Source organism: Dehalobacter sp. TBBPA1, assembly GCF_040931655.1.
Taxonomy (GTDB): domain Bacteria; phylum Bacillota; class Desulfitobacteriia; order Desulfitobacteriales; family Syntrophobotulaceae; genus Dehalobacter; species Dehalobacter restrictus.
In genome coordinates, this window is record NZ_CP162385.1 from 142501 (window position 1) to 168428 (window position 25928).

Below are 25928 nucleotides of genomic sequence, written 5' to 3' on the forward strand. Positions count from 1 at the left end.
GTTCATACTGTCAAGAAAAGCCTCTAGTGAGAAATGTGGTGCCCGTACCGCAAACCGACACAGGTAGATGAGGAGAGAATCCTAAGGCGCGCGAGAAAACCCTCGTTAAGGAACTCGGCAAAATGACCCCGTAACTTCGGGAGAAGGGGTGCTCTGGCAACAGAGCCGCAGAGAAATAGTCCAGGCGACTGTTTAACAAAAACACAGGTCCCTGCAAATCCGTAAGGAGAAGTATAGGGGCTGACGCCTGCCCGGTGCTGGAAGGTTAAGAGGAGATGTTAGAGCAATCGAAGCATTGAATTGAAGCCCCAGTAAACGGCGGCCGTAACTATAACGGTCCTAAGGTAGCGAAATTCCTTGTCGGGTAAGTTCCGACCCGCACGAAAGGCGTAACGATCTGGACACTGTCTCAACGAGGGACTCGGCGAAATTGTAATACCCGTGAAGATGCGGGTTACCTGCGACAGGACAGAAAGACCCCATGGAGCTTTACTGCAGCTTGACATTGGATTTTGGTATAAAATGTACAGGATAGGTGGGAGGCTTGGAAGCCAGTACGCCAGTATTGGTGGAGCCGCCGGTGGGATACCACTCTTTTTGTACTGAAGTTCTAACCTAGGCCCCTGAATCGGGGTTGGGGACAGTGTCAGGCGGGCGGTTTGACTGGGGCGGTCGCCTCCTAAAGAGTAACGGAGGCGCCCAAAGGTTCCCTCAGCGCGGATGGAAATCGCGCGAAGAGTGTAAAGGCAAAAGGGAGCTTAACAGAGAGACAAACAAGTCGACCTGGTACGAAAGTAGGGCTTAGTGATCCGGTGGTTCCGAGTGGAAGGGCCATCGCTCAACGGATAAAAGCTACCCTGGGGATAACAGGCTTATCTCCCCCAAGAGTTCACATCGACGGGGAGGTTTGGCACCTCGATGTCGGCTCATCGCATCCTGGGGCTGTAGTAGGTCCCAAGGGTTGGGCTGTTCGCCCATTAAAGCGGTACGTGAGCTGGGTTCAGAACGTCGTGAGACAGTTCGGTCCCTATCCGTCGCAGGCGCAGGAAATTTGAGGAGATCTGACCCTAGTACGAGAGGACCGGGTTGGACGGATCACTGGTGTACCAGTTGTCTCGCCAGAGGCATAGCTGGGTAGCTATATCCGGAATGGATAAGCGCTGAAAGCATCTAAGTGCGAAACCAGCTTCAAGATGAGATTTCCCACAGAGTTAATCTGGTAAGACCCCTGAAAGATGATCAGGTTGATAGGCCGGGAGTGGAAGCATGGTGACATGTGGAGCGGACCGGTACTAATAGGTCGAGGTCTTGACCTTTAGATTCCTAGATTGATGATTGAATGCATGAAGCTGATTTGTTGTGCAGTTTTGAGAGAACGAGCTAGAAGCACGGGAAAGATTAAAGAAGGAATCGGTAAGCCGATTCCAACTAGATCGAACCTTGAGCTTCGAACCTCGAGCCTCGAAAAGATCTGGTGACTATACCGGAGGGGTACCACCCGTTCCCATCCCGAACACGGAAGTTAAGACCTCCTGGGGCGACGATACTGCAAGGGAAAATAGCACGTTGCCAGGTAATTAAGAACAGAGCATCTATTTTGGTGCTCTGTTTCTTATTTGGTTTCCATGCGATTGGTGGACAATAGGGGTATTCTTAATTAAGAACGGATAGTGACTGAGGTGCCAGTGGGGATAATTCTAGCGAGCTCTAAGACATCTTTATTAAGCATGCGGATACAGCCTTTAGAAACTTGTCTGCCAATTGACTGAGGATTATTTGTACCATGGATTCCATATCCAGGGATGCTGAGTCCAAGCCACATCACACCAAATACGCCTCCGGGATTTGGTACTTTACTAATGATTTCATAAGATCCGATTGGAGTAGGTGTCGCTGTTTTTCCGATGCCAATCGGATAGTTCCTGATAATTTGACTGTCTTTGGACACATAAAGCTGACGTTTATTTAAAGAAAGCATAATCGAATACATGTTAATCACCTCAGTTTATACTATTTGTCAGATCTTTGTTTGGTTAAAAATTTAATAAAATATATGGACTAATTTCAAAAAAAGTAGTATGGAATATAATGGGAATACAAAATCTAAATCTGCTTTGTTTAAAAAAATTTATACGAGGAGGTAACAAAAAAATGCAGCTTTTTGGAAAAGGTTTTTATTCGTATGCATGTACGTGTTATTATCCAGTAATTTGCTTTCCGACTATGCCCTGTTGTAATGTTCCTTATCAGCAAAAGACAATACAATACCAACGACAAACAGGGCATTATCAACAGACCCGATTTACTGGTGGTAAAGGCTAATCAATAAATTAGAACAGAGCATCAATTGGTGCTCTGTTTCTTATGTGCAGAGGGGGTTTGATACGCACAATTGGATGGAGAGAAATGAAGATCATCCATCACATGAAGATCATCTATCCACTTGACAAATCATTCTGAATACATTAGTATATTGGAAATAACCTATATGCTCAAACACGATGAGAGGAAAATCTGATTTAAATGTTGTTCAGAGAGCTGATGGTCGGTGTGAGTCAGCCAACATGCGATGAGATTCCATCCTGGAGTGGCCGATGACGAATTGTGACGGGTTCCGCCCGATAACGCGGACATAAGTTGGCCAATTTGGCAACATGGGTGGCAACGCGGGAATACCTCTCGTCCCTAATTTTGGGATTAGAGGTTTTATTTATATATTTCTGCAGATGAAAGACGTTGTCACTTTATGAAGAAATACTGGCTAAAACTTGGGTGGCACCGCGGAATATCCGCCCCAACACTGGGGGTGGATTTTGCTTTTTTCATAGGGCTATACAAAAGTGAAAGAATACATAGGATAATGGAGGAGGAATTTACATGACAAGAGTATTTAATTTTTCTGCTGGACCGGCAGTATTGCCTGAAGAAGTTCTCAAAGAAGCTGCCGAGGAAATGCTGGATTATGATGTCACGGGGATGTCCGTGATGGAAATGAGCCATCGCTCCAAAGCTTTTGAAAAAATTATTGGTGATGCGGAGCAGGATCTTAGGGATTTGCTGAACATTCCGGATAATTATAAGGTGCTGTTCCTGCAAGGCGGAGCATCACAACAGTTTGCCATGGTCCCGATGAATTTAATGAAGAACAGGGTTGCTGATTACCTGAACACCGGACAATGGGCTAAGAAAGCGATTCAGGAAGGAAAGATCTACGGTAAAATCAACGTCATTGCGTCTTCAGAAGACAAAACCTATACGTATATCCCGGATATGAAGGACCTGAAGATCTCTGAGGACGCCGACTATGTGTACATTTGCCATAACAACACCATCTATGGAACGAGGTTTACAGAACTTCCTGAAACCGGTGACAAAATCCTGGTTGCGGACATGTCGTCGGATTTTCTGTCTGAACCTGTAGATGTAAGCAAATATGGTTTGATCTTTGCCGGTGCTCAAAAAAATGTCGGCCCGGCCGGCGTTGTCGTCGTCATTATTCGGGAGGACCTGATTACGGATGATGTGCTGCCGGGAACGCCTACCATGTTAAAATACAAAACACAGGCAGACAACAAGTCACTTTATAACACACCACCGGCCTATGGCATTTATATTTGCGGCAAAGTATTTAAATGGCTGAAAAAACTGGGTGGACTCGAAGTCATGAAAAAAATCAATGAGGAAAAAGCCGCAATTTTATATGACTATCTTGATTCCAGCAAAATGTTTAAAGGAACAGTCGTTAAGAAAGACCGTTCACTGATGAATGTGCCGTTTGTAACCGGATTAGAAGAGCTGGACAAGAAATTTACCAAAGAAGCCAAAGAGGCCGGCTTGGTAAATTTAGAAGGTCATCGCTCAGTCGGTGGAATGAGAGCGAGCATTTACAATGCGATGCCCATGAAAGGTGTGAAAGCGTTAGTCGCATTTATGGAAAAATTTGAAGAAGGAAATATCTAAGAAAGAAGATTATCTTCATTCGATCAGAGTAAAGGAGTGTCTATATGTTTAAAATCAATTGCTTAAATCCGATTGCCAAGATCGGGCTGGATAATTTTTCGGACGAATATGCTATTACGGATAACTATGAAGAGGCCGATGCCGTTCTGGTCAGAAGTGCCAGTGTTCATGAACTGGACCTGCCGGATTCTCTGCAGGCAATTGCCCGGGCCGGAGCTGGGGTGAATAATATACCACTTGATAAATGCTCTGAAAAAGGGATTATTGTTTTTAATACACCGGGGGCTAATGCCAACGGTGTTAAGGAATTGGTACTGACCGGACTGTTTCTGGCATCCCGTGACATTATCGGCGGCGTAAATTGGGTGAATTCTGTTAAAGATGATCCGGATGTTGCTAAACTTGTTGAGAAAAATAAGGCCAAGTATGCAGGTATTGAAATCAGCGGCAAGAAACTGGGTGTAATCGGGCTTGGGGCGATTGGGGTTCTCGTAGCAAATGCGGCGATGAAACTTGGCATGGAAGTATACGGGTATGATCCGTTCATTTCTGTCCGCTCGGCCTGGCATTTGTCTAAATATATCAAGCCCAGCAAATCCTTGGCGGAGATTTATAAAGAATGTGATTTCATCAGCATCCATGTACCCTTGTCCGATGCAACTCAGGGGATGCTGAATGAAGAAGCCTTCAAAATGATGAAAAACGGCGTCCGCATTCTAAATTTCTCGCGCGATTCTTTAGTCAATGAAGAAGATATGATTGCAGCACTAAAAGTTGGCAAGGTATTCAAATATGTTACCGACTTTCCTACTCCTAAAATGGCGCCTCTGAATGAAGTCGTTGCTATTCCGCACCTGGGAGCTTCCACCTGTGAATCAGAGGATAATTGTGCGGTGATGGCTGTCAGCCAGCTCATGGATTATCTTGAAAACGGCACGATCAGAAATTCCGTGAACTATCCGGACTGTGACAACGGTTATCCTGATAATGCCGGCCGTCTCGCGATTCATCACAAAAATATCCCGAATATGATTGGTCAGTTCACTTCGGCCCTAGCTCAGGAGAATATCAATATCTCTGATATGATTAATAAGAGCAAAGGCCAGTATGCCTATACCTTGGTTGATATTGAGATACCATCCACACCGGAAATAAAGCAGAAAATTGAAGCGATTGAAGGAGTCTACAGAGTCAGGATTGTAAAATAATGAAAATTGATATCATTGGTAATGGGAGGGTTCGATTTGGCTACAATCAGACCGTTTAAAGCGCTGCGGCCGAGGGAAGAACTTGCTGCGAAAGTCGCAGCACTTCCTTATGATGTCTATAACCGCGAAGAAGCATTGGCTGAAGTAAGAAAAGAACCGTTGTCGTTTTTGCAGATTGACCGGGCAGAGACCCAGTTCGCTCCTGAGGTCAGTCCTTATGATATCCGGGTCTATGAGAGAGCGAGAGACAGTCTGCAGGAAATGATCCAAAATGGCGTTTTTGTCAGGGAGGATAGCCCCTGCTATTATGTGTATGAACTGGTGATGGATGGCCGTTCCCAGACGGGTCTGGTCGGATGTGCCGCGATGGATGATTACCTGAACAATGTTATCAAAAAACATGAAAAAACCAGAGAAGATAAGGAAATTGACAGAATTAATCATGTCGACATTTGCAAGGCTCAGACCGGCCCGATCTTTTTGGCTTATCGGTCTCAACAGGGAATCAATGAGGTTGTCAGCCGAATTAAACAAGAAAGCCCCCTCTATGATTTCACTGCTCCGGACGGAATTAGACATACCGTTTGGAAAATAGATGGGGATCATGATTTGGCTGCGATCTATTTCGGATTTCAAAATACCCGGAGCATCTATATTGCGGATGGACACCACAGAGCTGCTTCGGCGGTGAAAGTAGGCTTGCGCAGAAGAGACGCCCATCCCGGTTTTACCGGAGAGGAAGAATTCAACTATTTTCTTTCTGTCCTTTTCCCGCACGATCAACTGATGATCCTGGATTACAATAGAGTAGTCAAAGATCTTAACGGTTATCAGAAAGATGCCCTGCTGAAAGAAATAGAAAAAGCATTTATTGTAACCAAAACGGGTGCTGAACCCTATAAGCCTCAGAAAAAAGCTGTCTTTGGTATGTATTTGGAAGAATCATGGTATAAACTGGAGGCCAGGGCTGAGATCCTTTCCGATGATCCTGTGGAAGGCTTGGACGTTTCACTGCTGCAAAATCATCTCTTAACACCGATCCTGGATATCAAAGATGTCAGAACGGATAAACGAATCGATTTTGTCGGTGGGATACGCGGCCTGAAGGAACTGGAAAAGCGGGTGGCCAGTGATATGAAACTTGCTTTTTCGATGTATCCGACATCGATTGATGAACTTTTTGCGGTATCTGATGCAGATAAGCTTATGCCGCCCAAATCTACCTGGTTTGAACCCAAACTGAGAAGCGGATTGCTTATTCACGAACTGGAATAGGTTTGACTTGCAACCCGGTATAGTACTATACCGGGTTAGCATCTAGTCTGCCGTTAAAAATATTTTTGAGCCATACACATAGGATGATAGTTTTTGTTTCATGATAAAGTCAGATGATATTTTAATGGTTAATGAGGCGGAGCGGTTGTTTATTCTATGAGTGAAAGCATGCGTGATCGGAGGTAACTATGTCAATTAATGTAACGGATGAATTTCTTAAGCTTGTTTCCATTGACAGTCCGTCCAAAAAAGAAGGGAAACTCGCAGGCTATCTAAAACGAAGGTTGAAAGAGCTCGGTGCTGATGTCTATGAGGACCATTCCGCCGCCAAAACAGGGAGTGATACGGGCAATCTGATCGCAGTACTGCAGGGCAACAGTGAGGGTGCACCGGTGATCATGCTTGCAGCTCATATGGATACGGTAGCATCCACTGAAGGAATGACACCCCGGATTGAGGAAGGGGTCATTTACAGCGATGGACAAACCATTCTTGGGGCGGATGATAAAGCTGGAATAGCCGTAATACTCGCAGTACTGAGCAGGCTTCAGGAAGACAAGCATATCCTGCATAGTCCGGTTGAAGTTGTTCTGACAGTCCAGGAAGAAATTGGTCTTTATGGTATAAAAAATCTTGATTATGCCCTTAAAGCTGACTTCGGCTATGTCTTGGATGGTGACGGCCCTGTGGGTACCGTAGTCCACGCAGCACCTTCTCATATCACGCTTGATCTGGTTGTTCAGGGTAAAGCTGCACATGCGGGCCTGGCGCCTGAAACGGGCGTGAATGCAATTGTTGTTGCGTCCAAAGCCATTGCAGACTTGAAATCAGGAAGGATAGACCAGGAAACAACGAGTAATTTCGGGATCATTACCGGTGGAACAGCACGCAATGTGGTTGCTGAAAAGGTACAAATCACGGCAGAGGTACGAAGTCATGATCAAGCGAAACTTGAAATTGAAACCGATAAAATTCTTGAAAAATTTGAAACTGTTGCAGCCAAGAACCAGGCAAATTTCAGCTATACGAAGGAACTCGCCTATGAAGCGTTTAGCATAGATCCTGCACATCCGGCTGTTCAAAATTTACTGGAGGCAGGGAAGACACTCGGCATTCACACGGAATTAACTTCGACTGGCGGAGGACTTGATGCCAATATTCTAAATTCCCGCGGCATACCGTGTCTGGCACTGGGCCTTGGGAATCATAACCCGCATACGCGCGAAGAATATGTCGAAATTGACCAGATGGAAAAATCCGTCGAATTCGTACTTGAGGCTTTGTCTTATTCATAGGATATACTGAGGTGACGACAAATGTGGGAACGTATTCGTCGTGAACTTTTAGTGGAATACTATTGGTGGAAAAGGCAGAAATTAAATAAAAGACGTTTGGATAGTCCAATTGGTCTTCTGGGAATACTGTTAATAACCGTCGGAATTATTCTGATGGTGATCATCGGGCAGGGTATTGGGGCACTGTTCCGTAATATGATACCTTTCGTAAGTGGGACACAGGTTGCCGGTACCTACTGGTCTTCCGTTTTTTTGGCGTTAAAGATCAGCCTGCTGTTAATCGTGATGATGATTGGTTTTGCCGGCATCATCATCTATAAATTATTCAGACGTAAAAAATAAATGGTTCTATCAATGACTGACTTCCAAGAAAAATGTTTAAATATGAACATTTGTGTATCTTTGTTGCCTTAAAAGAATAATAAAATATATTCTTAAGATATTGTACAAGTCTTATTGCAGGCAGCAGTAATATCTGCTAAAATTGATAAATTGAGGGGGGGTAAGATTTTTGGATAGTTTTTCCAATATTATGCAAGAAGTTTTTAACATTATTATGATTTCTCTACAAGTCATCATTATTTTTGTGACTTTGTATTATTTTATTTTATCGATTATGGGGATGCGTCGGAAACCTGAAGATGATGAATTTGAACCCAAAAATAGATTTGCGATTGTCGTTGCCGCCCATAATGAGGAAAGGGTAATCGCGCCGCTGATTAACAACCTTAAAAATCTGGATTATCCGAGAGAACTTTTTGACATCTTTGTTGTTGCCGATAATTGCACGGATAACACTGCTTACCTGGCAAAAAAGGCTGGGGCCTATGTGTACAAGCGTTTTGATGAGATAAAACGCGGGAAAGGCTATGCCTTGGAATACTTATTTGCGAAGATTTTTGCTTTAGACCATGCGTATGATGCTTTTGTTTTGTTTGATGCCGATAATCTCGTCAAGGATAATTTCCTCAGAGAGATGAATAAAAAGCTCTGTCAGGGAGATCAAATCATTCAGGGCTATGTGGATTCCAAGAACCCTTATGATACCTGGGTCACCACTTCATTTTCAATTGCATTTTGGATGATGAACAGGCTGGTCCAACTGGCCAGGTTTAATTTCGGAGTTTCCAATACCCTGGCTGGCACAGGGATGTGTATTTCCTACGATGTACTTAAGAAATTTGGCTGGGGAGCTCATTCTTTGGTTGAAGATCTTGAGTTTACGATGAAAGCCCTGGTATATGGGATAAAAACCAGCTGGGCGCATGACGCGGTCGTCTATGACGAAAAGCCGCTTAGCTTTGTACAGTCCTGTTATCAGAGAAAACGCTGGGCTCAGGGACAGGTTGACGTTGCCTGCAGATATTTACCTATTCTTCTTTTAAAAGGATTCCGCGAGAAAAAGTGGCTGTATTTTGATGCAGCGATGCATCTCTTTCAGCCGTTCTTCCTGATTATTTCGGCTTCGTTTATCGTGATGCAGGTATTATTCTTCCTGCGCCCGTATTATGTCAATTTGTTTATTGACTATATTCCCGCAGGTGTCTGGCAGGTTCTTTCCGGAAGTGTTGTTGTTTTTGCCATATTGTCCCTGTACTTGGACAAAAAGCCAACAAAGGCCTATTTTGGCTTGATTCTGTATCCGATCTTTATGTACAGCTGGATACCGATCATTATTGCCGGGTTCATCCACCGCAACAAGAAAGAGTGGTCGCATACGCTACATACCCGCTCGATTAATTATGAGGAAATTCGTGCGGAAGAAAAAGTATCGACCAGCTGACAGTCTCAAGGTAAATGGAAGACCCGGTCTTACCCGGGTCTTTTAGCGTGCTGCGGAATAACAATCTACAAAAAAATGTCCCACAAAATGTCTTGTTTTTACGCAAAAAATCCTTTGACACACCATCGATATTTGTGTATACTATAATTCGTCACAGCAAGCCTGGGTGATTAGCTCAGCTGGGAGAGCGCCTGCCTTACAAGCAGGATGTCGGCAGTTCGATCCTGTCATCGCCCACCAAACTCGAAGTTCGAAGTTCGAGGCGCGAAGTTCGAAAAAGCATATTAAGATATTGCTTGAAGAGCGGAAGGTACGAACTGAACATCGGGAAACTTACTGTAGAGGAATACGAAGGTTCGAATATCGAACGTCGTGCCTCGAATATCGAATTGGCCCCGTAGCTTAGTGGTTTAAAGCGCCTGCCTGTCACGCAGGAGATCGTCGGTTCAAATCCGATCGGGGTCGCCATAACAGAAGTCCGAGACCAGAAGCCCGAGGTCCGAAAGGGAGAGGGCTCCGGCTTGGATATAAAGATGTTAGGTAGAATGTATGATGATTCGCTAAAATCGGCATCTGACATCGTACCTCGAACATCGATTATGCCTCGGTAGCTCAGTCGGTAGAGCAGAGGACTGAAAATCCTCGTGTCGGCGGTTCGATTCCGTCCTGAGGCACCATGATCATGCGGGTGTAACTCAGTGGTAGAGTGTCACCTTGCCAAGGTGAAAGTCGCGAGTTCGAATCTCGTCACCCGCTCCAAAAGTAAACTTACGGCGGCATAGCCAAGTGGTAAGGCAGAGGTCTGCAAAACCTTTATCCCCCAGTTCAAATCTGGGTGCCGCCTCCAAACGCCGAAGTGGCGGAACTGGCAGACGCACGGGACTTAAAATCCCGCGAGGTTTACCCCTCGTACCGGTTCGATTCCGGTCTTCGGCACCAATTTTGGGTTTGTAGCTCAGCTGGTTAGAGTACTGCGTTGACATCGCAGGGGTCGGAGGTTCGAGTCCTCTCAAACCCACCATATTAGAAATTGGTGCAATGAAATCTAATAACCTGAAACCGTTGGTATAAGCGACTTGTAGGGCTTTAATTAAAATTCGGGGATTGGACAATATCAAATTTTATTCAGTTAAAACCCTATAAAACGTCGTAAATGTTTCTAAGCATTCAGTCAAAAGTTCAGTCAAAATAGTTGCGAAGACAAAAAAATCTCTAGATTCAGGTCTAGAGTTTTTTATTATTAATTATGTAAAAAGATATTTGAATAAATTTTTTGATTCATACCATAACATGTCACTGGTGCCATGTTCGCTATAGTAGACAAAATTGCCAGAATAAATGAAGATTACGGGTTACTAAGTACTAAGCAACAAAGTGAAAAATCATTATAATTAATCAATATGGAACCTGGGAATAGCACCGTAATTACCTTCAAAATAAGCCTTACATACTTTTTTATCAAAACGCTCGCTAAAGGTATCTAAAGAAAAAATAGTTGATCTTCCGTTTTCATCTTTATCTATAAATCCAATCTCATCCTTACGCAGCAAATCAAAATTCATCAATTTTGATTCATGTGTAGTAACAATTAACTGTATATTACGTGCCGTAGCTAATTTTAGATATTCTTCAATGAACTTATATGTGAGTAGTGGATGAAAACGTCTGTTAATTTCGTCAATTATATATATTCGCTCATTATCCTTGGTAAGAAGTACCTCTATTAAATCAAGCAAACGAATTGTACCATCTGATTCCTCTTCCAAGGAAAAAATTGCGTTAGTTCTTTCGTGCTTAAACTCTAGTGTTTTGCACTTTATGTTATCTTCTTCAAGTTCAACAATAAACATCAATTTATCTTCAGCTGAACGAAGCATGGCTGCAGGGGTGCTATGAATATCCTTTTCTTTATAAAGTTTTTTTTGCTCATTGAGATCATCAATAATTTCCTGCATTAAATCTTTAGGCAGGTTGGCGGTCACTTTTTCTAACGCAATATCCGCAATGACAAATTCAGAAACACCTGTGCCAAAAGAGGATAATAACTTGCCAATCTGTAGAACACTCTCACTATCCATTAAATATGAATAATTAGTTATCGGTCTGTCAGGGTAGTTTACGCTTAATTTATACTTAAACCAATTATAAACAAGTTTATATATCTTTATGCCTGAGTCACTAGAATACAGTGAATCCTTGTTTTGATTCATCAGTCGCAAAAAAAGTATGGAACTGTCTTCTTTTATGTCTTCTGCATATATTTTTAAGCGCTCATTTATAGCACTATCCTTAAAAAAAGAATTTACCTCGAACTTACCCGTAGAAATATCTCTTGAAAAAACTGTTTTATAAGTTGTACCATACCGTATTTGCTTCAAGTATTCTTTCACAAAACTAGAAGAACTTAATAGTAGGTCAAAACCATATATATACTTCTCATTTCCTATTTTGATAGTAAACTCAAAATGCGTGGGTTTATTTTTATTGTTGTCTTTCAAACGACAATAGCAACTGCTACAACTTGTAGGTACTCCCCTAACAATAACAGTTTGGGCAAAATCGAAAGCACTTACTAAATTCGATTTTCCAGATGCATTAGCCCCGTAAATTGCCATAAATTTAAGTAGCTTAAAATTACCCTCTAAATATAATCTATCAATCTTGCTGCGTACTTTTCCTGCTTCCATGGAAATAGTCTGTACTTCATCGAATGAGAGGAAATTTCCAACCTTAAACTCTGATAACATAGTAGCACCACCTTATTGATGTTACTAATAATATAAACGATAACTTCACAATCGTCAACTTAATTAGGCTCGGATATACGATTATTATATTTAGTAATGTGAATATATCACATAATCTTAAAATTATTTCTTGACTGATCTCGCCTGGCATGATATGGTAATAATAGTTTAGCACTCATAGGTGTTGAGTGCTAATACTTCTCGCAATTTTGAAAACACCTTATGACCCCAATGATTTATAAAAACCGATTGCGGTTAATGAAAGAGAGGAAAGCAGATGAGCATAAATGACCGTCAGCGAGACATTCTTAAAATCATATCTCAGTTAGATATGACACCAACCATGTACAAAAATGCCGTAACTAAGTATACAAGCATTGCAAAATACCTGGAGAACAATGGAATTGAAGCGGATATATACCCGCAGGGCTCGTTTGCCCTCGGTACTGTCGTTCGACCAAATGCAAAAGATCCTAATGCTTCGTATGACCTGGATTTTGTTTGCCAGCTCAGAATAAATCGCAATGAGCTCACCGCAGCAGAGTCGTGGAAGGTGGTTGAAGACATTTTAAACGGCAGCGATCTTTACGGTGGTAAGTTAAGTATTTATGATAAGTGCTTTACCATCGAGTATGCAGAAGTAGGTGGCGTAGGCTTTTCTATTGATATCGTCCCTGCTGCTGATGAAAATGAAGAAAATAAGATTCGCCTGCGCTCGAAAAGTAAAAATCCAGGCTTAATCGATACTGCAATTGCTATCCCGAAACACTGTGAGAAGATCTATAACTGGATGACGAATAACCCTAAGGGGTATCGCGCATGGTTTAATGACATCAACGCCTCCTTCAAAGCCGCTAGCCGGGTGCAGTATCGCCAGATGCTGTTTGAGGAAAACCGCTCATTATATGCTTCGGTAGAAGAAATCCCGGAAGAACTCGAACGTTCTACCATGCAGCGGATAATTCAGATATTAAAGTATCATCGGGATATGTACTACAGCAAGTTTGATAACGGTGATGATATTAAGCCGATCTCTGCTATTATCAATACCATTGTTGCTCGCATCTCGTCATCTGTTTCAGCAAGTATTTCCGTCTTTGACCTCTTGAATTATGTGTTGGGCGAGTTTGCTACATACGCCCAGTATCAAACCATAACAGAAGAAAGATTCGCTGAACGCTACCAGGGTAAAAATGTAATTGGCAGAAAAAACGGTAAATGGACTATCGAAAACCCAGCAAACCCCGAAGACAATCTTGCCGATCAGTGGAACCAGGATGCTTCTATCCCGACACATTTCTTCGCCTGGGCAAAGGCAGTGAGGGAGGATTTGATCGACTCTCTACAGCTGAGCGACGAGGATTTCCGGGCAAGAGCGGAAACAGCGTTTGGACTGAAGGTGGTGGCGAGCACTTGGGGAACCAAGTACAACAAGGTTGCACCCAAGCCTGTTTCACCAATCATCCCAGCCAAACCGTGGAGAGCTTAATGATTTTTACCGTAGAGACCATTATGCCACAGATAGCACAACTGTTGAATGAATATCCTGATCTCACGGCTGTGCAATCTGATTCTCAATCGGTTCATTTACGTGGTCAAGTCTTGGTTTTTCGGACTTTTAATGATTTCACGCTGCGGAAGACATATACTTTGGAAATAATCATTCCAATAGGTTCTGATGAGCTACCTTATGTCATTGACACGGACCAGCAGATCAAGCAGGACTATCACCATCGTTATCCGAACGGCAAGTTCTGTTTAGAAACGGACTCCAAGATACGTATTCGTTTTATTGACGGGTTTGACCTAATGGCATGGATGTCCGAATTTGTAGAGGTATACTTCTTTTCTTATGAATATTATGAACGTTTCGGCATCTTTCCCTTTGGTGAACGCGCTCACGGCTCATGGGGCATCATACAGACCTACCAGGACTTCCTGGAGGCAAAAGATGAAGTTGAAACATACAAACTAATGCAGTTCATCAAGAATCAGGTGTATCGTGGACATCATCCCTGCCCCTGTGGAAGCAAAGAGCCGTTACGAAATTGCCATGGGCAAGCTATGTTACGCTTTTACAAAGATGCCCGCATAAAACAAATCATGATAGCTGATTTAGAAGCTTTTAATAGGGAGTTGGCCGAAGAAAATGAGTGTAAACGCAATCGAAAAGAAGCAAAATGAAGAGCGTATGTTACGGTATCAATATGCTTCGCGTAGGTACTATAACCGCGCTGAAACACTAAACGACCTCGTTTGGATGTGTTTAATTATCTCTTGGTTCGCAATTTTCTTACCAGATAGCTCCCATTGGGGGATGCTTTTTATTGCATTACCTTTTTTCACGGATATAATCGCCACGATTCTCAACTGGCGAATGAACATAAATGTGTCTTCGGCTTCCGCACTCAGGAAATACTTCGATGCCTATGTATTGTGTATTAATATAGATCAGTATACCGGGTCTGAAGTGCAGGAGTTGGAAGAACTCTCAATCAAAGCCATAAAGAATTCTCCTAAAAAAAGTAAGGAGCAGATGGCCAATACCGGACGTGATACCCCTCCTGGAGTTCGAAACTGGTATGAGTTTTCACAACCTTTGTCAGAGCAGGACGCGAAATACGAATGCCAAAAGCAAAACTGTTGGTGGAACAAGAAAATCACGCATGAAAGAATTATTAGATCTGGAATCGAATTATTAGTTTTTGTCGTCCTTGCCATTTTTTTCGTGATAAATGCGAAAACAAATGCCGGGATTATACAGGTCATTTTCAGTTCAGGTGGACTGATTATTAAGTGTGCTGAGCGTCTTGTTGCAAATGGGAAGTACTATATGCTCTCTCTAAAAATTGATGGTGCTTTAGATATACTTACAAACAGTCGATCTGATGAAAACATCAAAAACCTGCAAGCTAAAATTGATATGCGTCGTGCCATGCCAGTTCTGGAAAGAAACCACATTCATAAACGTAATGCGAAAAAATATTCCGAGTTATATCATGACATAAAGAAAGTAGGATTATAATTCGATCAGTAACTATTTTGATTGATCTCCGCTGATGAATCATTTTGACCTTGCTACAAAGATGGGTATATAAACAACAATTGAATATTAATAAAGTTAATAGGCCGTTTGCTTAAATGATTCAAGAGCAAGCGGCTTTTTTGCATGTAAAGGAGGAAAAAATATGTCCAAAGTAATTGCACTTGCCAACCAAAAAGGAGGCGTCGGAAAAACGACAACTGCGGTGAACCTTGGAATCGGTCTTGCCGGACAAGGAAAAAAGGTATTACTGGTAGATGCAGATGCCCAAGGCAACCTAACGGACTCATTGGGTTTCCAACAGCCGGATAACTTACCCGTAACCTTAGCAACAATCCTTACAAAAGTCATGACGGAGGAGAGGTATGAGCCGGACGAAGGCATTCTGCGCCAGGAAGAAGGCGTTGACCTTATGTCAGGTAACATTGAACTGTCCGCCATTGAGGTATCGATGGTAAACACCATGAGCCGGGAAATGGTGCTGCGAAGCTACATCAACACCATTAAACAGAAATACGATTATGTCCTCATCGATTGCATGCCCTCGCTCGGCATGATGACCATCAACGCTCTGGCCGCCGCGGACAGTGTGATCATCCCTGTTCAGGCGCACTACCTGCCTGCCAAAGGAATGACACAACTGATGCAGACTATTGCCAGGGTGAGAAGACAAATCAATCAAAAACTAACTATTGACGGAATTCTACTCACTATGGTGGATAACCGCACAACCTTTGCCAAGGACATTTCTTTTGTCCTTCGGCGGGACTACGGAGATAAGGTGTGTGTATTCAAGACTGAAATTCCATTATCCATCCGGGCGGCTGAAACAAGTGCGGAGGGAAAAAGCATTTTTGCCCACGACCCACGCGGGATAGCGGCCAAAGCCTATCAAGCCTTCACAAAGGAGGTGCTGGAAATTGGCCAAAAGCAACGTCAGAAACATGAATCTGACCTCGGTAGATGATCTGTTTGAAACAGATGCCAGCCGCGAGGAAAAACAGCGTGAAAAGGTTTTAGATATTCCGCTATCGGAAATCAGCGATTTTCCCAACCATCCCTTTAAGGTCAAAGCGGATGAAGCCATGCTGGAAATGGCGGACAGCGTTAAACAGTACGGTATCTTGGTTCCCGCTCTTGTTCGACCCAAAGAGGACGGCGGCTACGAAATGGTTTCCGGGCACCGGCGAAAGAAAGCCAGCGAACTGGCGGGCAAGGAGACAATGCCCTGCATTGTCCGAGAACTAAACGACGATGAATCAATTGTCGCCATGGTGGATAGTAACCTCCAGCGTGAAAGCATTTTGCCAAGCGAGAAAGCCTTCGCCTATAAAATGAAGCTGGAAGCCATGAACAGGCAGGGACAACGAACGGATTTAACTTCTGTTCAAGTTGAACAAAAGTCAAACCGTACAACTTCAAGAGAAGATTTAGCGAGACAGTCAGGAGAAAGTGGGCCTCAAATATTTCGCTATATCCGTCTCACCGAACTCATACCGCCCATCCTGGAGATGGTGGACGAAAAACAGATTGCCTTTAACCCTGCCGTGGAAATCTCTTACCTGACCGAAAAAGAACAGACAGAGCTATTGGAAACGATGAAGCTGGAGGAAAACACACCGTCGCTATCCCAGGCCCAGAGGCTTAAAAAGTTCAGCCAGGAGGGTAGGTTGAGTGAGGATGTTATCTATTCCATTCTCACCGAGGAAAAACCGAATCAAAAAGAAAAATTCAATATCAAGCGCGAGCGCATCGAACAATATTTTCCGAAGAACTATTCCGAAAAACAAAAGGAGGACCTTATTGTCCAACTCTTAGAAAGCTGGTACAAAAAGCGGCAAAGGGAGCAGGAACGTTGAGATATAGCGTGTGAAAAAAGCGCCTATATAGTTATCATGAGCATAAGTTTCAGTATGCTATGCCAAGGGGGTAGTCTTTTCTTTTTTAAAAGCTGTGCTAAGTGCTGTTGTTTTGTCCCCCTCTCCACACCTCACCCCCTGAAATTTACCAGCCGAAAAAAGAAATAACTCAGTATTTAAGAAAACATATCTAAGTATTGCTTAGGGAAAGGAGAAATTTGTGAGACAGATAGAGCAGAAGAGAGCAAAGACCTTCCGAACCCTGATCCGCCGGACTAATGATGGAAACAGGAAGGCACCGGATGAAGATAAAACTGTGAATATTATGGATAACGCCGGAAAAGAGCGAAAAAAACAGTTCCCTTCTTTTTTCGGCAGGTAAACCGGCTCTCTGTAAATATGCAGGGAGCTTTTTTGTTAACGGTAAAAAAATACCGAAAAGGAAGATTTTGTATAGAACAAATACGGAAAGAGAAGAGGGTGTATTTATGGAGCTGAAAACGATACTGACAATTGTACTTTGTCTGGTGATTATCGGAGGTGCGGGTTGCTGGCAGATCCGGAGAAAAAAGAAATAAAGGAAGTAGCAAAAAGGACGGCAGTCCTTCCTTATATATTCGGCATGGGATTGGAGTGTGAAGAATTTGGACAATGAAAAGTGGATGGTGGATACCTATGAAATAAAACATGCCATCACGATGGGCGACAGGGAAATCCTCTTTCTGCAGGATGAAAAAAAATCCTATCCCTTCATGGTGTGCAATTGCTCCAGGGATAACCCATTGGGCGTTGGCCAATATTTTAACGCGGTCGTAAGTAAAGATTATCTGGAGATGATGACGGAATTTACCTCCCGCATAACTGCCCAGATTGAAACGGTCAAAGCAGAACGGGCAAAGATATCCGTTCCTTTGGAGCCTTTTACTTTGGAGCATTGTGTTCCGGATGATACAGGAGAGAGCATAGAGGACAAAGTAGCGATTATCCGTCAGGAGTGTCTGCGCCCGGAATACCGTACCGTCGATAAACAGCTGGTGCTGGTTACGGGCGGTTTCGGAGCCCAGGGCAAGGCAAGAGGACGGGCAGTTTATACCGTCAACCTTTATTCAGGCAAGGAATCACGCTGGAACCGCGGGGATATTTTAGGCATCGTCAAACCGGAATGCATGCCCGATTGGGCCAAAGAACGGCTGCGGGAGATTGAAGCCGAAAGACGAGTTAAACATAGAAAACAGGAACAGGTGCGATAGGAGGTGTCCTGAATGGAGGGAGAAAAAAACGCAGGCTATGCCATAACCGACCGGCTAAGTGTGGGAAACCTGGAATTTGTTATCGGGCAGAAAGAAAATGCTCCGGACAAGTTTGTGACATGGAGATGCAAAAAGGGAGAAAAGGATTATCACTGGGGACATTACGTAAGCGACCGACTAACTGCTCTTGAAGATCTCTGCAACAGGGCACTGGATGAAATTCACCACCTGAAAAGTCTGCAAAAAGAAGAAATTTCCGATGAAAGAGCGGTACAACAGGCTGAAAAGAAAAGCCGTGAGCCGGAGAGATAAGTATGGGAGCGAGGAGGGATAAACGTTGGTAACAAAACTGCAGCTGATCACGGAGCTTGCGGAGCGGACAGCTCTAGATGCCGTTAAAACCCCGCCCAACTGGACGAACTTCCTGCAAACAGCGGCTTGGAACTATAAATACCTATTCAAGGACCAGCTGCTGATTTACGCCCAGCGTCCCGACGCGACAGCATGTGCCCCTATAGAGGTATGGAACGAAAAACTGGGGCGGTGGGTAAACAAGGGCGCCAAGGGCATTGCTCTTATTGACGACATAGGGGGACGGTTAAGCCTGCATCATGTGTTTGATGTTTCGGATACCAACAGCCGCTACAACCACCCTGTAGTTCTTTGGGAGATAAAGGACGGATATGCTGAGGCCGTAACGGAAAGGCTGGAGAATACCTTTGGCGAACTCGAAGAAAAGCAGGAACTGTCGGACGTCTTAATTTCTGCTGCCCGTAATGCAGTAGAGGACAATTTTCCCGACTATCTCTCTGAACTGCTGGAATGCCGGGAGAACAGCTTTCTGGAGGAACTGGACGATCATAACGTGGAAGTCGTCTTCAAAGACGCGCTGATTGGTTCCGTGGCCTTTATGCTCTTAATCCGCTGCGGCTGTGATGCGGATAGAAGTTTGGGTTTTGAGGACTTCCAATGTGTTTTGAACTTCAATACCCTGGACACCGTTTCCTGCTTGGGAGCCGCAGCCAGCGACATTTCCGAAATGCTCCTGCGGGAAATAGGGGTGACGGTCAAGGAGCTGCAAAAAGAAGATAAAAATCAAAGCCGTACATTTGTCAATACTCAGGATGCGGGAGACAATGAGACCATAAAGCACAGTAATGAAAGGGGTGGCGAAGATGGAACTGACTTACACGCCGCAGGGCGATTTCCTGATTCCCGACTTGACACTGCTGGAGGAGAAAACGCACATCGGCAAGTATGGGATGCTGCGCAGGACATATCTCAAAAACCACAAGAAAGGGATGTACGCCAGCCTAACACTATCAGGCAGGCTGAACAGCCACCTGGCGGAGATCGACCGGACGGCGAAGGAGCGAATCGAACAGATCACGGCCAAGCTTTTGCAGAGCAGCCCACTGCCGGACAAAGCAGCCGACCCGATGGGCTGGACAGGACACCTGAACAACCTGAAACACCAAGCGGAGGAAACAGTGCTGGCGGAGATCGTTTACAGCTAACCATTTTCCCGACGGCTCAGCAGCAAATTGAAGCTATAGAACAGGCGGAGGACGAAAAATCCTTCGCTTTTTCTGTTTCCCAGGAAGAAATAGACCATGCCCTTTGCCGGGGAACCGGTTTCCAAAACGGCAAATTCAGGGTTTATTTGCATTACCAGGAACAGCATAGCCAAAAGGAAACCATTGTCTTTCTGAAACAGGAGTATGGAATCGGTGGCGGGACGCATTACTTTGTGAATGGTACCCAAGGGAACGAGTGGCATGACAGTAAAGGGATCTCTTTAAGTAAAAACGGCAGCTTCATAACAAATCCGGAATTAAGAATGTCCTGGAACCAGGTTGCCAAACGGCTTGGCGAACTTATTGCCACTGGCCGCTATTTGAACAGCAGGGAAAAAAAATATATGGAAAGAGAATACCTCCCAATTTATAAGCAGCTGGTGGAGGAACGCCGCCGTCAGCTTGCCGAGCAGGCTTACGCCCGGGAAATCCTGAACCGTGAACCGGCTCCTTTGCAGGAAGAGAAACGCCTATCAAGTGAGGATACTCGCTATGTTTTTTCTCCTGGCGACACGGTGTATCTTGGTACAGACGAATATAAGATCTTCTCCATCGATGATGGAAAGGTGCTGCTGCAAGACATTAACTTTCCTCTGTTCAGTAAAGAGCTGGCTCAGGATGACTTGGAACGAATGCTGCGGGAAAACCCATTCAATGACCATCTTCTTGTTGCAGGAGAAGCACCTGAGCAATTGAGCGAAGAACAAGTCGAGACAATCGGCAGCGATATCGAGAGCAAGAAGGGCGATGAGGAATCTGAAGATGAACCTCCGTATGCGCAAGCCGAAGAAACGGAAGGCCAACCAGCCGAAAAAGAAATGGCTGTGGGCATGGAGCTTATCATTGAGGACCGGCGCTTTGAAATTGAGTCAATCAATCAAGAATACGGAACCGTTAGTCTGCGGGACATCACTTTCCAGAAAAGTACGGGTTTTCCTATTTTCCGCAGGGAAAGCATTGCTTTTGTGCTCGGCATTTTGGAGCAATCGAAAGAACCCGTACAGCAACAAACTCAGGATGTTGAAGAATCCAAAGTCATTAATAATATCCAGCCGGAAACATCAAAACAACCTCGCCAAAATTTCCGTATCACTAATGATAATTTAGGCGCAGGCGGACAAAAGGCCAAATACAGCTGGAATGTAGCTGCAATCAGGCTCTTGAACCGGTTGGAAGAACAAAACCGTCTGGCCACACCGGAAGAACAAGAGACTCTTTCAAAGCACGTCGGCTGGGGCGGCCTGCCGCAGGTGTTTGATGAGAAGAACAGCCAATGGGCCAAGGAATACGCAGAATTGAAGGAGCTGCTCACCGAGGACGAATATACGTCCGCAAGGGCCTCCACGCTTAATGCCCACTATACGTCCCCGACAGTCATCAAGGCTATCTATACCTGCTTGGAGAACATGGGCTTTAAGACCGGCAACATTTTGGAACCCGCCTGCGGCATCGGCAACTTTTTCGGTCTTGTCCCCGACAGTATGCAGAATTCCAAGCTGTACGGCGTGGAACTGGACGGCATCACGGGCCGGATTGCCAGGCAGCTGTATCAAAACGCAAGTATTGCCGTACAAGGCTTTGAAGAAACCAACCTGCCCGACAGTTTTTTCGACCTGGTTGTTGGCAACGTGCCTTTCGGTTCTTACGGTGTGGCGGACAAAAAGTACGACAAGCACAAGTTTTACATCCACGACTATTTTTTCGCCAAAACACTGGACAAAGTGCGGCCCGGCGGAATTATTGCCTTTATTACTTCCAAGGGCACAATGGACAAGCAAAACCCCGAAGTCCGTAAGTACATTGCGCAGCGGGCCGAGTTTCTGGGGGCTGTCCGGCTGCCTAATAATGCTTTCCTGGCCAATGCCGGTACGGAAGTCACCGCAGATATCCTATTCCTGCAAAAGCGCGACAGGGTAATCGACATTGAGCCTGACTGGGTGCATCTTTCCACGACTGAGGAAGGAATCCCCGTCAACTGCTACTTTGCCGACAATCCAGACATGGTGCTGGGCACGATGGCCTACGATGAGCGGATGTACGGCAATAAAAGCGAAACAACCTGCCTTTCTTATGAGAACACCGATCTTGCGGTAATTCTACGTGAGGCATTGGAAAACATCCATGCCGAAATTACGGAGTATGAGCTTGACGAATTGTCCGACGACGAAGACGCCTCCATACCAGCGGATCCCAATGTCCGCAATTTCAGCTATTGCCTGGTGGACGGGGAAATTTACTACCGGGAAAACAGCAAAATGAACCGTGTGGGAACCTCCGTTACGGCGGCGGGCCGTATCAAAGGCATGATCGCCATTCGGGATTGTGTGCGGGATTTAATCGAATACCAGACCGGGGATTACAGCGATGAAATTATTCGGGAACAGCAGAGCAAGTTAAATAACTTATATGATGATTTTGTCGTCAAATACGGGCTTTTGAACAGCAGGGGCAACAGTATGGCCTTTTCCGACGACAGTTCCTACTGCCTGCTCTGTTCCCTGGAAATCCTCGATGAAAACGGCGAGCTGGAACGCAAGGCGGATATGTTCAGCAAGCGCACCATTAAGCAGCGTACAGTCATCTCTCATGTGGATACCGCCGCCGAAGCTCTGGCTATCTCCATTGCGGAAAAAGCCCGTGTGGATATGGACTTCATGCAGAGTCTGACCGGGCTTTCGGAAGAACGGCTTGCCCAAGACCTTCAGGGGGTGATCTTCCGCGACTTCGGCAAAGTGGTGCCGGAAAACATCCCCCGCGCTTTCTTTCAGGTGGATTCTTTTCCCTATGTTACAGCGGACGAATACCTGTCCGGCAATGTGCGCGAAAAGCTTAAACAGGTGCAGGCGCTTGCCCAAATCCTGCCGCCTGAACAGGGGAAGAAATTAACGGTTAACATCACTGCCTTGGAAGCCGTGCAGCCCAAAGATCTGGACGCCTCCGAAATTGACGTGCGTCTCGGTGCGACTTGGCTGCCGCCCGAGGTGGTTAAAGACTTCATCTTTGAACTTCTGGAAACTCCCTATATGTACAGGCGGTATATCGACGTTTTCTATTCATCCTATACCGCCAACTGGAACATCAAGGGCAAAAACGACGACCGCAGCGACAACATTAAAGCCAACGTCACGTACGGTACAAAGCGCATCAATGCCTATAAGATTATTGAGGAAACCCTGAATTTGCGTGATGTGCGTATCTTTGACAATGTTTATGAGGACGGCGTCGAGAAACGGGTACTGAACAAAAAGGAAACCGCTATTGCCCAGCAGAAGCAGGAGGCTATCAAGGAAGCATTCCAAAACTGGATATGGAAAGACCCCCAGCGCCGAGAACTTTTGACCAGGATCTATAACGAGCGTTTTAACTCTATCCGTCCCCGCGAATATGACGGTAGCCATATCCGTTTTACCGGCATGAATCCGGAAATCAGACTGCGCAAGCATCAGGTGGACGCGGTGGCACACATTCTCTATGGCGGCAACACCCTGCTGGCTCACTGCGTGGGCGCGGGCAAAACTTATGAGATGACGGCGGCAGCCATGGAAAGTAAGCATCTTGGTCTCTGCAATAAAAGCTTGTTCGTCGTGCCCAACCACCTGACGGAGCAGTGGGCCGGAGAGTTTTTACAGCTCTATCCTTCAGCCAACATCTTGGTTGCCACTAAAAAGGATTTTGAAACCCAGAACCGTAAAAAATTCTGCGCGAGGATAGCCACCGGCGACTACGATGCGGTAATTATCGGGCATAGCCAGTTTGAGAAAATCCCGATATCCCAGGAACGCCAAAAGCGGCAGCTGGAGGAACAGATCATGGAGATTACCAGCGGCATCCAGGAGCTTAAGGAGGAACGGGGCGAGCGCTACGCCATCAAGCAGCTGGAAAAGACCAGAAAGACACTGAAGCTGAAGCTGGATAAGCTCAATGACACCAGTCGCAAGGATGATGTCGTTACCTTTGAGGAATTGGGAGTTGACCGGTTGTTTGTGGATGAGGCGGACTTTTACAAGAACCTGTTTCTGTACACCAAGATGCGCAACGTCGCGGGCCTGTCCCAGACCGAGGCGCAGAAGTCTTCCGACCTGTTCGCCAAGTGCCGTTACCTTGATGAGCTGACCGAGGGGCGCGGCATCGTATTTGCAACCGGGACGCCGATCAGCAACTCCATCACCGAGATGTACACCATGCAGCGGTACCTTCAATATGAAGTGCTGCGTCAAAAAGGGCTTCAGCATTTCGACTGCTGGGCAAGCACATTCGGGGAAACTGTGACCGCTATCGAGCTTGCGCCGGAAGGAACCGGCTACCGGGCCAAAACAAGGTTCGCCCGCTTTTACAACCTACCGGAACTGATGAACATGTTTAAGGAAGTTGCAGATATCAAGACAGCGGACATGCTCAATCTTCCCGTGCCGAAAGCCAACTACAGTAATGTGGCGGTGAAGCCGAGTGAATTCCAGCAGGACATGGTGGCCGAGCTGGCCGAGAGAGCCGAAAGAGTGCGTAACCGGATGGTGGAGCCCAATGAGGATAACATGCTGAAGATAACCAACGACGGACGCAAGCTTGCTCTCGACCAGCGGCTGGCAAATCCAGTTTTGCCCGACCATGAAGACAGTAAGGTAAACGCTTGTGTGGAAAATGTATTCCGCTTCTGGCAGGAAAACCACGATAAGCAGCTGACCCAGCTTGTGTTCTGCGACCTGTCCACACCAAAGGGCGACGGCAGTTTTAACGTGTACGAAGACGTACGGCAGAAGCTTGCCCTACAAGGTATCCCCGACGAGGATGTCGCTTTTATTCATGACGCCAACACGGAAACCAAGAAAAAGGAGCTGTTTGCCAAGGTACGCAAGGGCCAGGTGAGGATTCTGCTCGGCTCTACTTTTAAGATGGGGGCCGGAACCAACGTGCAGGATAAGCTGATAGCACTCCACGACCTGGATTGCCCGTGGCGGCCACGGGATCTGGAGCAACGCTCCGGACGAATTGTGCGGCAGGGCAATAAAAACGACGAGGTGCATATTTTCCGGTATGTGACGGAAAACACGTTTGATGCCTATCTCTATCAGATACTTGAAAATAAGCAGCGGTTTATTTCCCAGATCATGACCAGCAAGTCCCCTGTGCGAAGCGCCGAAGACATTGACGAGACGGCGCTTTCCTACGCCGAGGTCAAGGCGCTGGCGACGGGCAATCCCCATATAAAAGAAAAGATGGACCTGGATATCCAGGTATCAAAATTAAAATTATTAAAGGCCAACCACTTAAGCCAGCGGTACGCTTTGGAAGACCGGCTGCTAAAACAATATCCGCAGCAGATCAAATTAACAGAGGAACGAATTGCCGGATATGAAAAGGACATTGCCCTGTACGAGCAGCATAGAATTACCGTTACTGACGGAGGCGGCGCGGATGAGGCAAAATTTGCGGGTATGACCATTAAAGGCATTCGCTATGCCGAAAAGGCCGAGGCGGGGACAGCTATTCTCGAAGCCTGCAAGCTGATGACCTCGCCGGAACCACAGGAGTTGGGTAGCTACTTGGGTTTCCCGATGCTATTTTCCTTTGACGTCTTCAGCAAGCAGTACCAGATCACCCTGCGGGGCGCGCAGAGCCATCACGTAACGCTGGGCGCGGATATCCACGGCAACATCACCAGGCTGAACAACGCTTTGGCTGAAATGCCGAAGAAGCTGGAATACTGCCGAGAACAATTAAAGACACTCCGCCAGCAGGTGGAAACGGCTAAAGAGCAGATTGAGACCCCTTTTGAAAAAGAACAGGAGTTGCAAACCAAATCAGCCCGACTGGCGGAGCTGAATATCCTACTTAACATGGATAAACAGGAAAACGAAGTGCTGGACGACGGGACGGATGAAGAGATTGATGTTCCGGAAAAGAAAGCCGTGGGCTACGAAAGGTGAGAGAATA

19 protein-coding genes, 7 tRNA genes and 2 rRNA genes (1 of these 28 running past the window's edge) are annotated in these 25928 nt (G+C 45.4%); 25 read left to right on the forward strand and 3 right to left on the reverse strand.

Annotation, left to right across the window (positions count from 1 at the left end; genetic code table 11):
- Nucleotides 1-1316: ribosomal RNA gene (locus AB3489_RS00665) — 23S ribosomal RNA — on the forward strand; it begins 2085 nt to the left of the window's first position.
- 154 nt (nt 1317-1470) lie between these two features.
- Nucleotides 1471-1575: ribosomal RNA gene (rrf, locus tag AB3489_RS00670) — 5S ribosomal RNA — on the forward strand.
- Nucleotides 1576-1657: 82 nt separating this feature from the next.
- Here rrf and AB3489_RS00675 read toward each other — a convergent pair.
- Complete coding sequence (locus tag AB3489_RS00675) at nt 1658-1990, reverse strand: L,D-transpeptidase (RefSeq protein WP_019226694.1); 333 nt, start codon at nt 1988-1990, stop codon at nt 1658-1660.
- 887 nt (nt 1991-2877) lie between these two features.
- Here AB3489_RS00675 and serC point away from each other — a divergent pair.
- The 13 genes from serC (at nt 2878) to AB3489_RS00740 (ending at nt 10542) form a co-directional block, all read left to right on the forward strand.
- Complete coding sequence (serC, locus tag AB3489_RS00680) at nt 2878-3960, forward strand: 3-phosphoserine/phosphohydroxythreonine transaminase (RefSeq protein ID WP_368293572.1); 1083 nt, start codon at nt 2878-2880, stop codon at nt 3958-3960.
- A 44-nt stretch (nt 3961-4004) separates the two neighbouring features.
- Entirely contained in the window at nt 4005-5168 is a 1164-nt protein-coding gene (locus AB3489_RS00685; RefSeq protein ID WP_368293573.1) for a phosphoglycerate dehydrogenase, read from the forward strand.
- Nucleotides 5169-5204: 36 nt separating this feature from the next.
- Entirely contained in the window at nt 5205-6443 is a 1239-nt protein-coding gene (locus AB3489_RS00690; protein WP_368293574.1) for a DUF1015 domain-containing protein, read from the forward strand.
- Nucleotides 6444-6631: 188 nt separating this feature from the next.
- Nucleotides 6632-7738 (forward strand): M20/M25/M40 family metallo-hydrolase, encoded by a 1107-nt coding sequence (locus tag AB3489_RS00695; RefSeq protein ID WP_019226698.1) that lies wholly within the window; start codon nt 6632-6634, stop codon nt 7736-7738.
- Between the two features lie 21 nt (nt 7739-7759).
- Nucleotides 7760-8080, forward strand: a complete 321-nt coding sequence (locus AB3489_RS00700; RefSeq protein ID WP_368293575.1) for a hypothetical protein — start codon at nt 7760-7762, stop codon at nt 8078-8080.
- A 169-nt stretch (nt 8081-8249) separates the two neighbouring features.
- Nucleotides 8250-9521: a glycosyltransferase family 2 protein gene (locus AB3489_RS00705; RefSeq protein ID WP_368293576.1), complete on the forward strand. Its 1272-nt coding sequence runs from the start codon at nt 8250-8252 to the stop codon at nt 9519-9521.
- Between the two features lie 164 nt (nt 9522-9685).
- A tRNA-Val gene (locus tag AB3489_RS00710) sits at nt 9686-9761 on the forward strand.
- A 151-nt stretch (nt 9762-9912) separates the two neighbouring features.
- A tRNA-Asp gene (locus tag AB3489_RS00715) sits at nt 9913-9989 on the forward strand.
- A gap of 133 nt (nt 9990-10122) precedes the next feature.
- Nucleotides 10123-10198, forward strand: a tRNA-Phe gene (locus tag AB3489_RS00720).
- 7 nt (nt 10199-10205) lie between these two features.
- Nucleotides 10206-10280 (forward strand) — tRNA-Gly (locus AB3489_RS00725).
- Between the two features lie 13 nt (nt 10281-10293).
- Nucleotides 10294-10368: transfer RNA gene (locus tag AB3489_RS00730), tRNA-Cys, on the forward strand.
- A gap of 3 nt (nt 10369-10371) precedes the next feature.
- A tRNA-Leu gene (locus tag AB3489_RS00735) sits at nt 10372-10460 on the forward strand.
- A 5-nt stretch (nt 10461-10465) separates the two neighbouring features.
- Nucleotides 10466-10542: transfer RNA gene (locus AB3489_RS00740), tRNA-Val, on the forward strand.
- Nucleotides 10543-10912: 370 nt separating this feature from the next.
- Here AB3489_RS00740 and AB3489_RS00745 read toward each other — a convergent pair.
- Complete coding sequence (locus AB3489_RS00745; RefSeq protein WP_368293578.1) at nt 10913-12268, reverse strand: ATP/GTP-binding protein; 1356 nt, start codon at nt 12266-12268, stop codon at nt 10913-10915.
- 277 nt (nt 12269-12545) lie between these two features.
- Here AB3489_RS00745 and AB3489_RS00750 point away from each other — a divergent pair, with 277 nt between their 5' ends.
- From AB3489_RS00750 to AB3489_RS00785, 8 genes are all read left to right on the forward strand, one after another.
- A complete protein-coding gene (locus tag AB3489_RS00750; protein WP_368293579.1) occupies nt 12546-13757 on the forward strand; it encodes a nucleotidyltransferase in 1212 nt (403 codons plus the stop codon).
- Entirely contained in the window at nt 13757-14452 is a 696-nt protein-coding gene (locus AB3489_RS00755) for a hypothetical protein (RefSeq protein ID WP_368293580.1), read from the forward strand. Before AB3489_RS00750 ends, AB3489_RS00755 begins: the two co-directional genes overlap by 1 nt.
- Nucleotides 14418-15293 carry an S-4TM family putative pore-forming effector gene (locus AB3489_RS00760; RefSeq protein WP_368293581.1) on the forward strand — a complete coding sequence of 292 codons (876 nt, stop codon included), beginning with the start codon at nt 14418-14420 and terminating at the stop codon, nt 15291-15293. The genes AB3489_RS00755 and AB3489_RS00760 overlap by 35 nt, the downstream gene beginning before the upstream one ends.
- Nucleotides 15294-15456: 163 nt before the next feature.
- Nucleotides 15457-16278: a ParA family protein gene (locus tag AB3489_RS00765; protein WP_368293583.1), complete on the forward strand. Its 822-nt coding sequence runs from the start codon at nt 15457-15459 to the stop codon at nt 16276-16278.
- The gene (locus AB3489_RS00770; RefSeq protein WP_368294548.1) at nt 16256-17170 is read left to right on the forward strand and encodes a ParB/RepB/Spo0J family partition protein; all 915 of its coding nucleotides are present in this window, start codon (nt 16256-16258) and stop codon (nt 17168-17170) included. The genes AB3489_RS00765 and AB3489_RS00770 overlap by 23 nt, the downstream gene beginning before the upstream one ends.
- Before the next feature lie 220 nt (nt 17171-17390).
- Nucleotides 17391-17552 carry a hypothetical protein gene (locus tag AB3489_RS00775; RefSeq protein WP_368293584.1) on the forward strand — a complete coding sequence of 54 codons (162 nt, stop codon included), beginning with the start codon at nt 17391-17393 and terminating at the stop codon, nt 17550-17552.
- Nucleotides 17553-17805: 253 nt separating this feature from the next.
- Entirely contained in the window at nt 17806-18420 is a 615-nt protein-coding gene (locus tag AB3489_RS00780) for a hypothetical protein (RefSeq protein WP_368293585.1), read from the forward strand.
- 12 nt (nt 18421-18432) lie between these two features.
- A complete protein-coding gene (locus tag AB3489_RS00785; protein ID WP_368293586.1) occupies nt 18433-18732 on the forward strand; it encodes a hypothetical protein in 300 nt (99 codons plus the stop codon).
- A gap of 604 nt (nt 18733-19336) precedes the next feature.
- Here AB3489_RS00785 and AB3489_RS00790 read toward each other — a convergent pair.
- Nucleotides 19337-19573 carry a hypothetical protein gene (locus tag AB3489_RS00790; RefSeq protein WP_368293587.1) on the reverse strand — a complete coding sequence of 79 codons (237 nt, stop codon included), beginning with the start codon at nt 19571-19573 and terminating at the stop codon, nt 19337-19339.
- A gap of 22 nt (nt 19574-19595) precedes the next feature.
- On the opposite strand from AB3489_RS00790, the gene AB3489_RS00795 reads away from it, so the two are divergent.
- Nucleotides 19596-19937: a TnpV protein gene (locus tag AB3489_RS00795; protein WP_368293588.1), complete on the forward strand. Its 342-nt coding sequence runs from the start codon at nt 19596-19598 to the stop codon at nt 19935-19937.
- Between the two features lie 878 nt (nt 19938-20815).
- The gene (locus tag AB3489_RS00800) at nt 20816-25921 is read left to right on the forward strand and encodes a DEAD/DEAH box helicase family protein (protein ID WP_368294549.1); all 5106 of its coding nucleotides are present in this window, start codon (nt 20816-20818) and stop codon (nt 25919-25921) included.
- Nucleotides 25922-25928 lie beyond the last annotated feature (7 nt).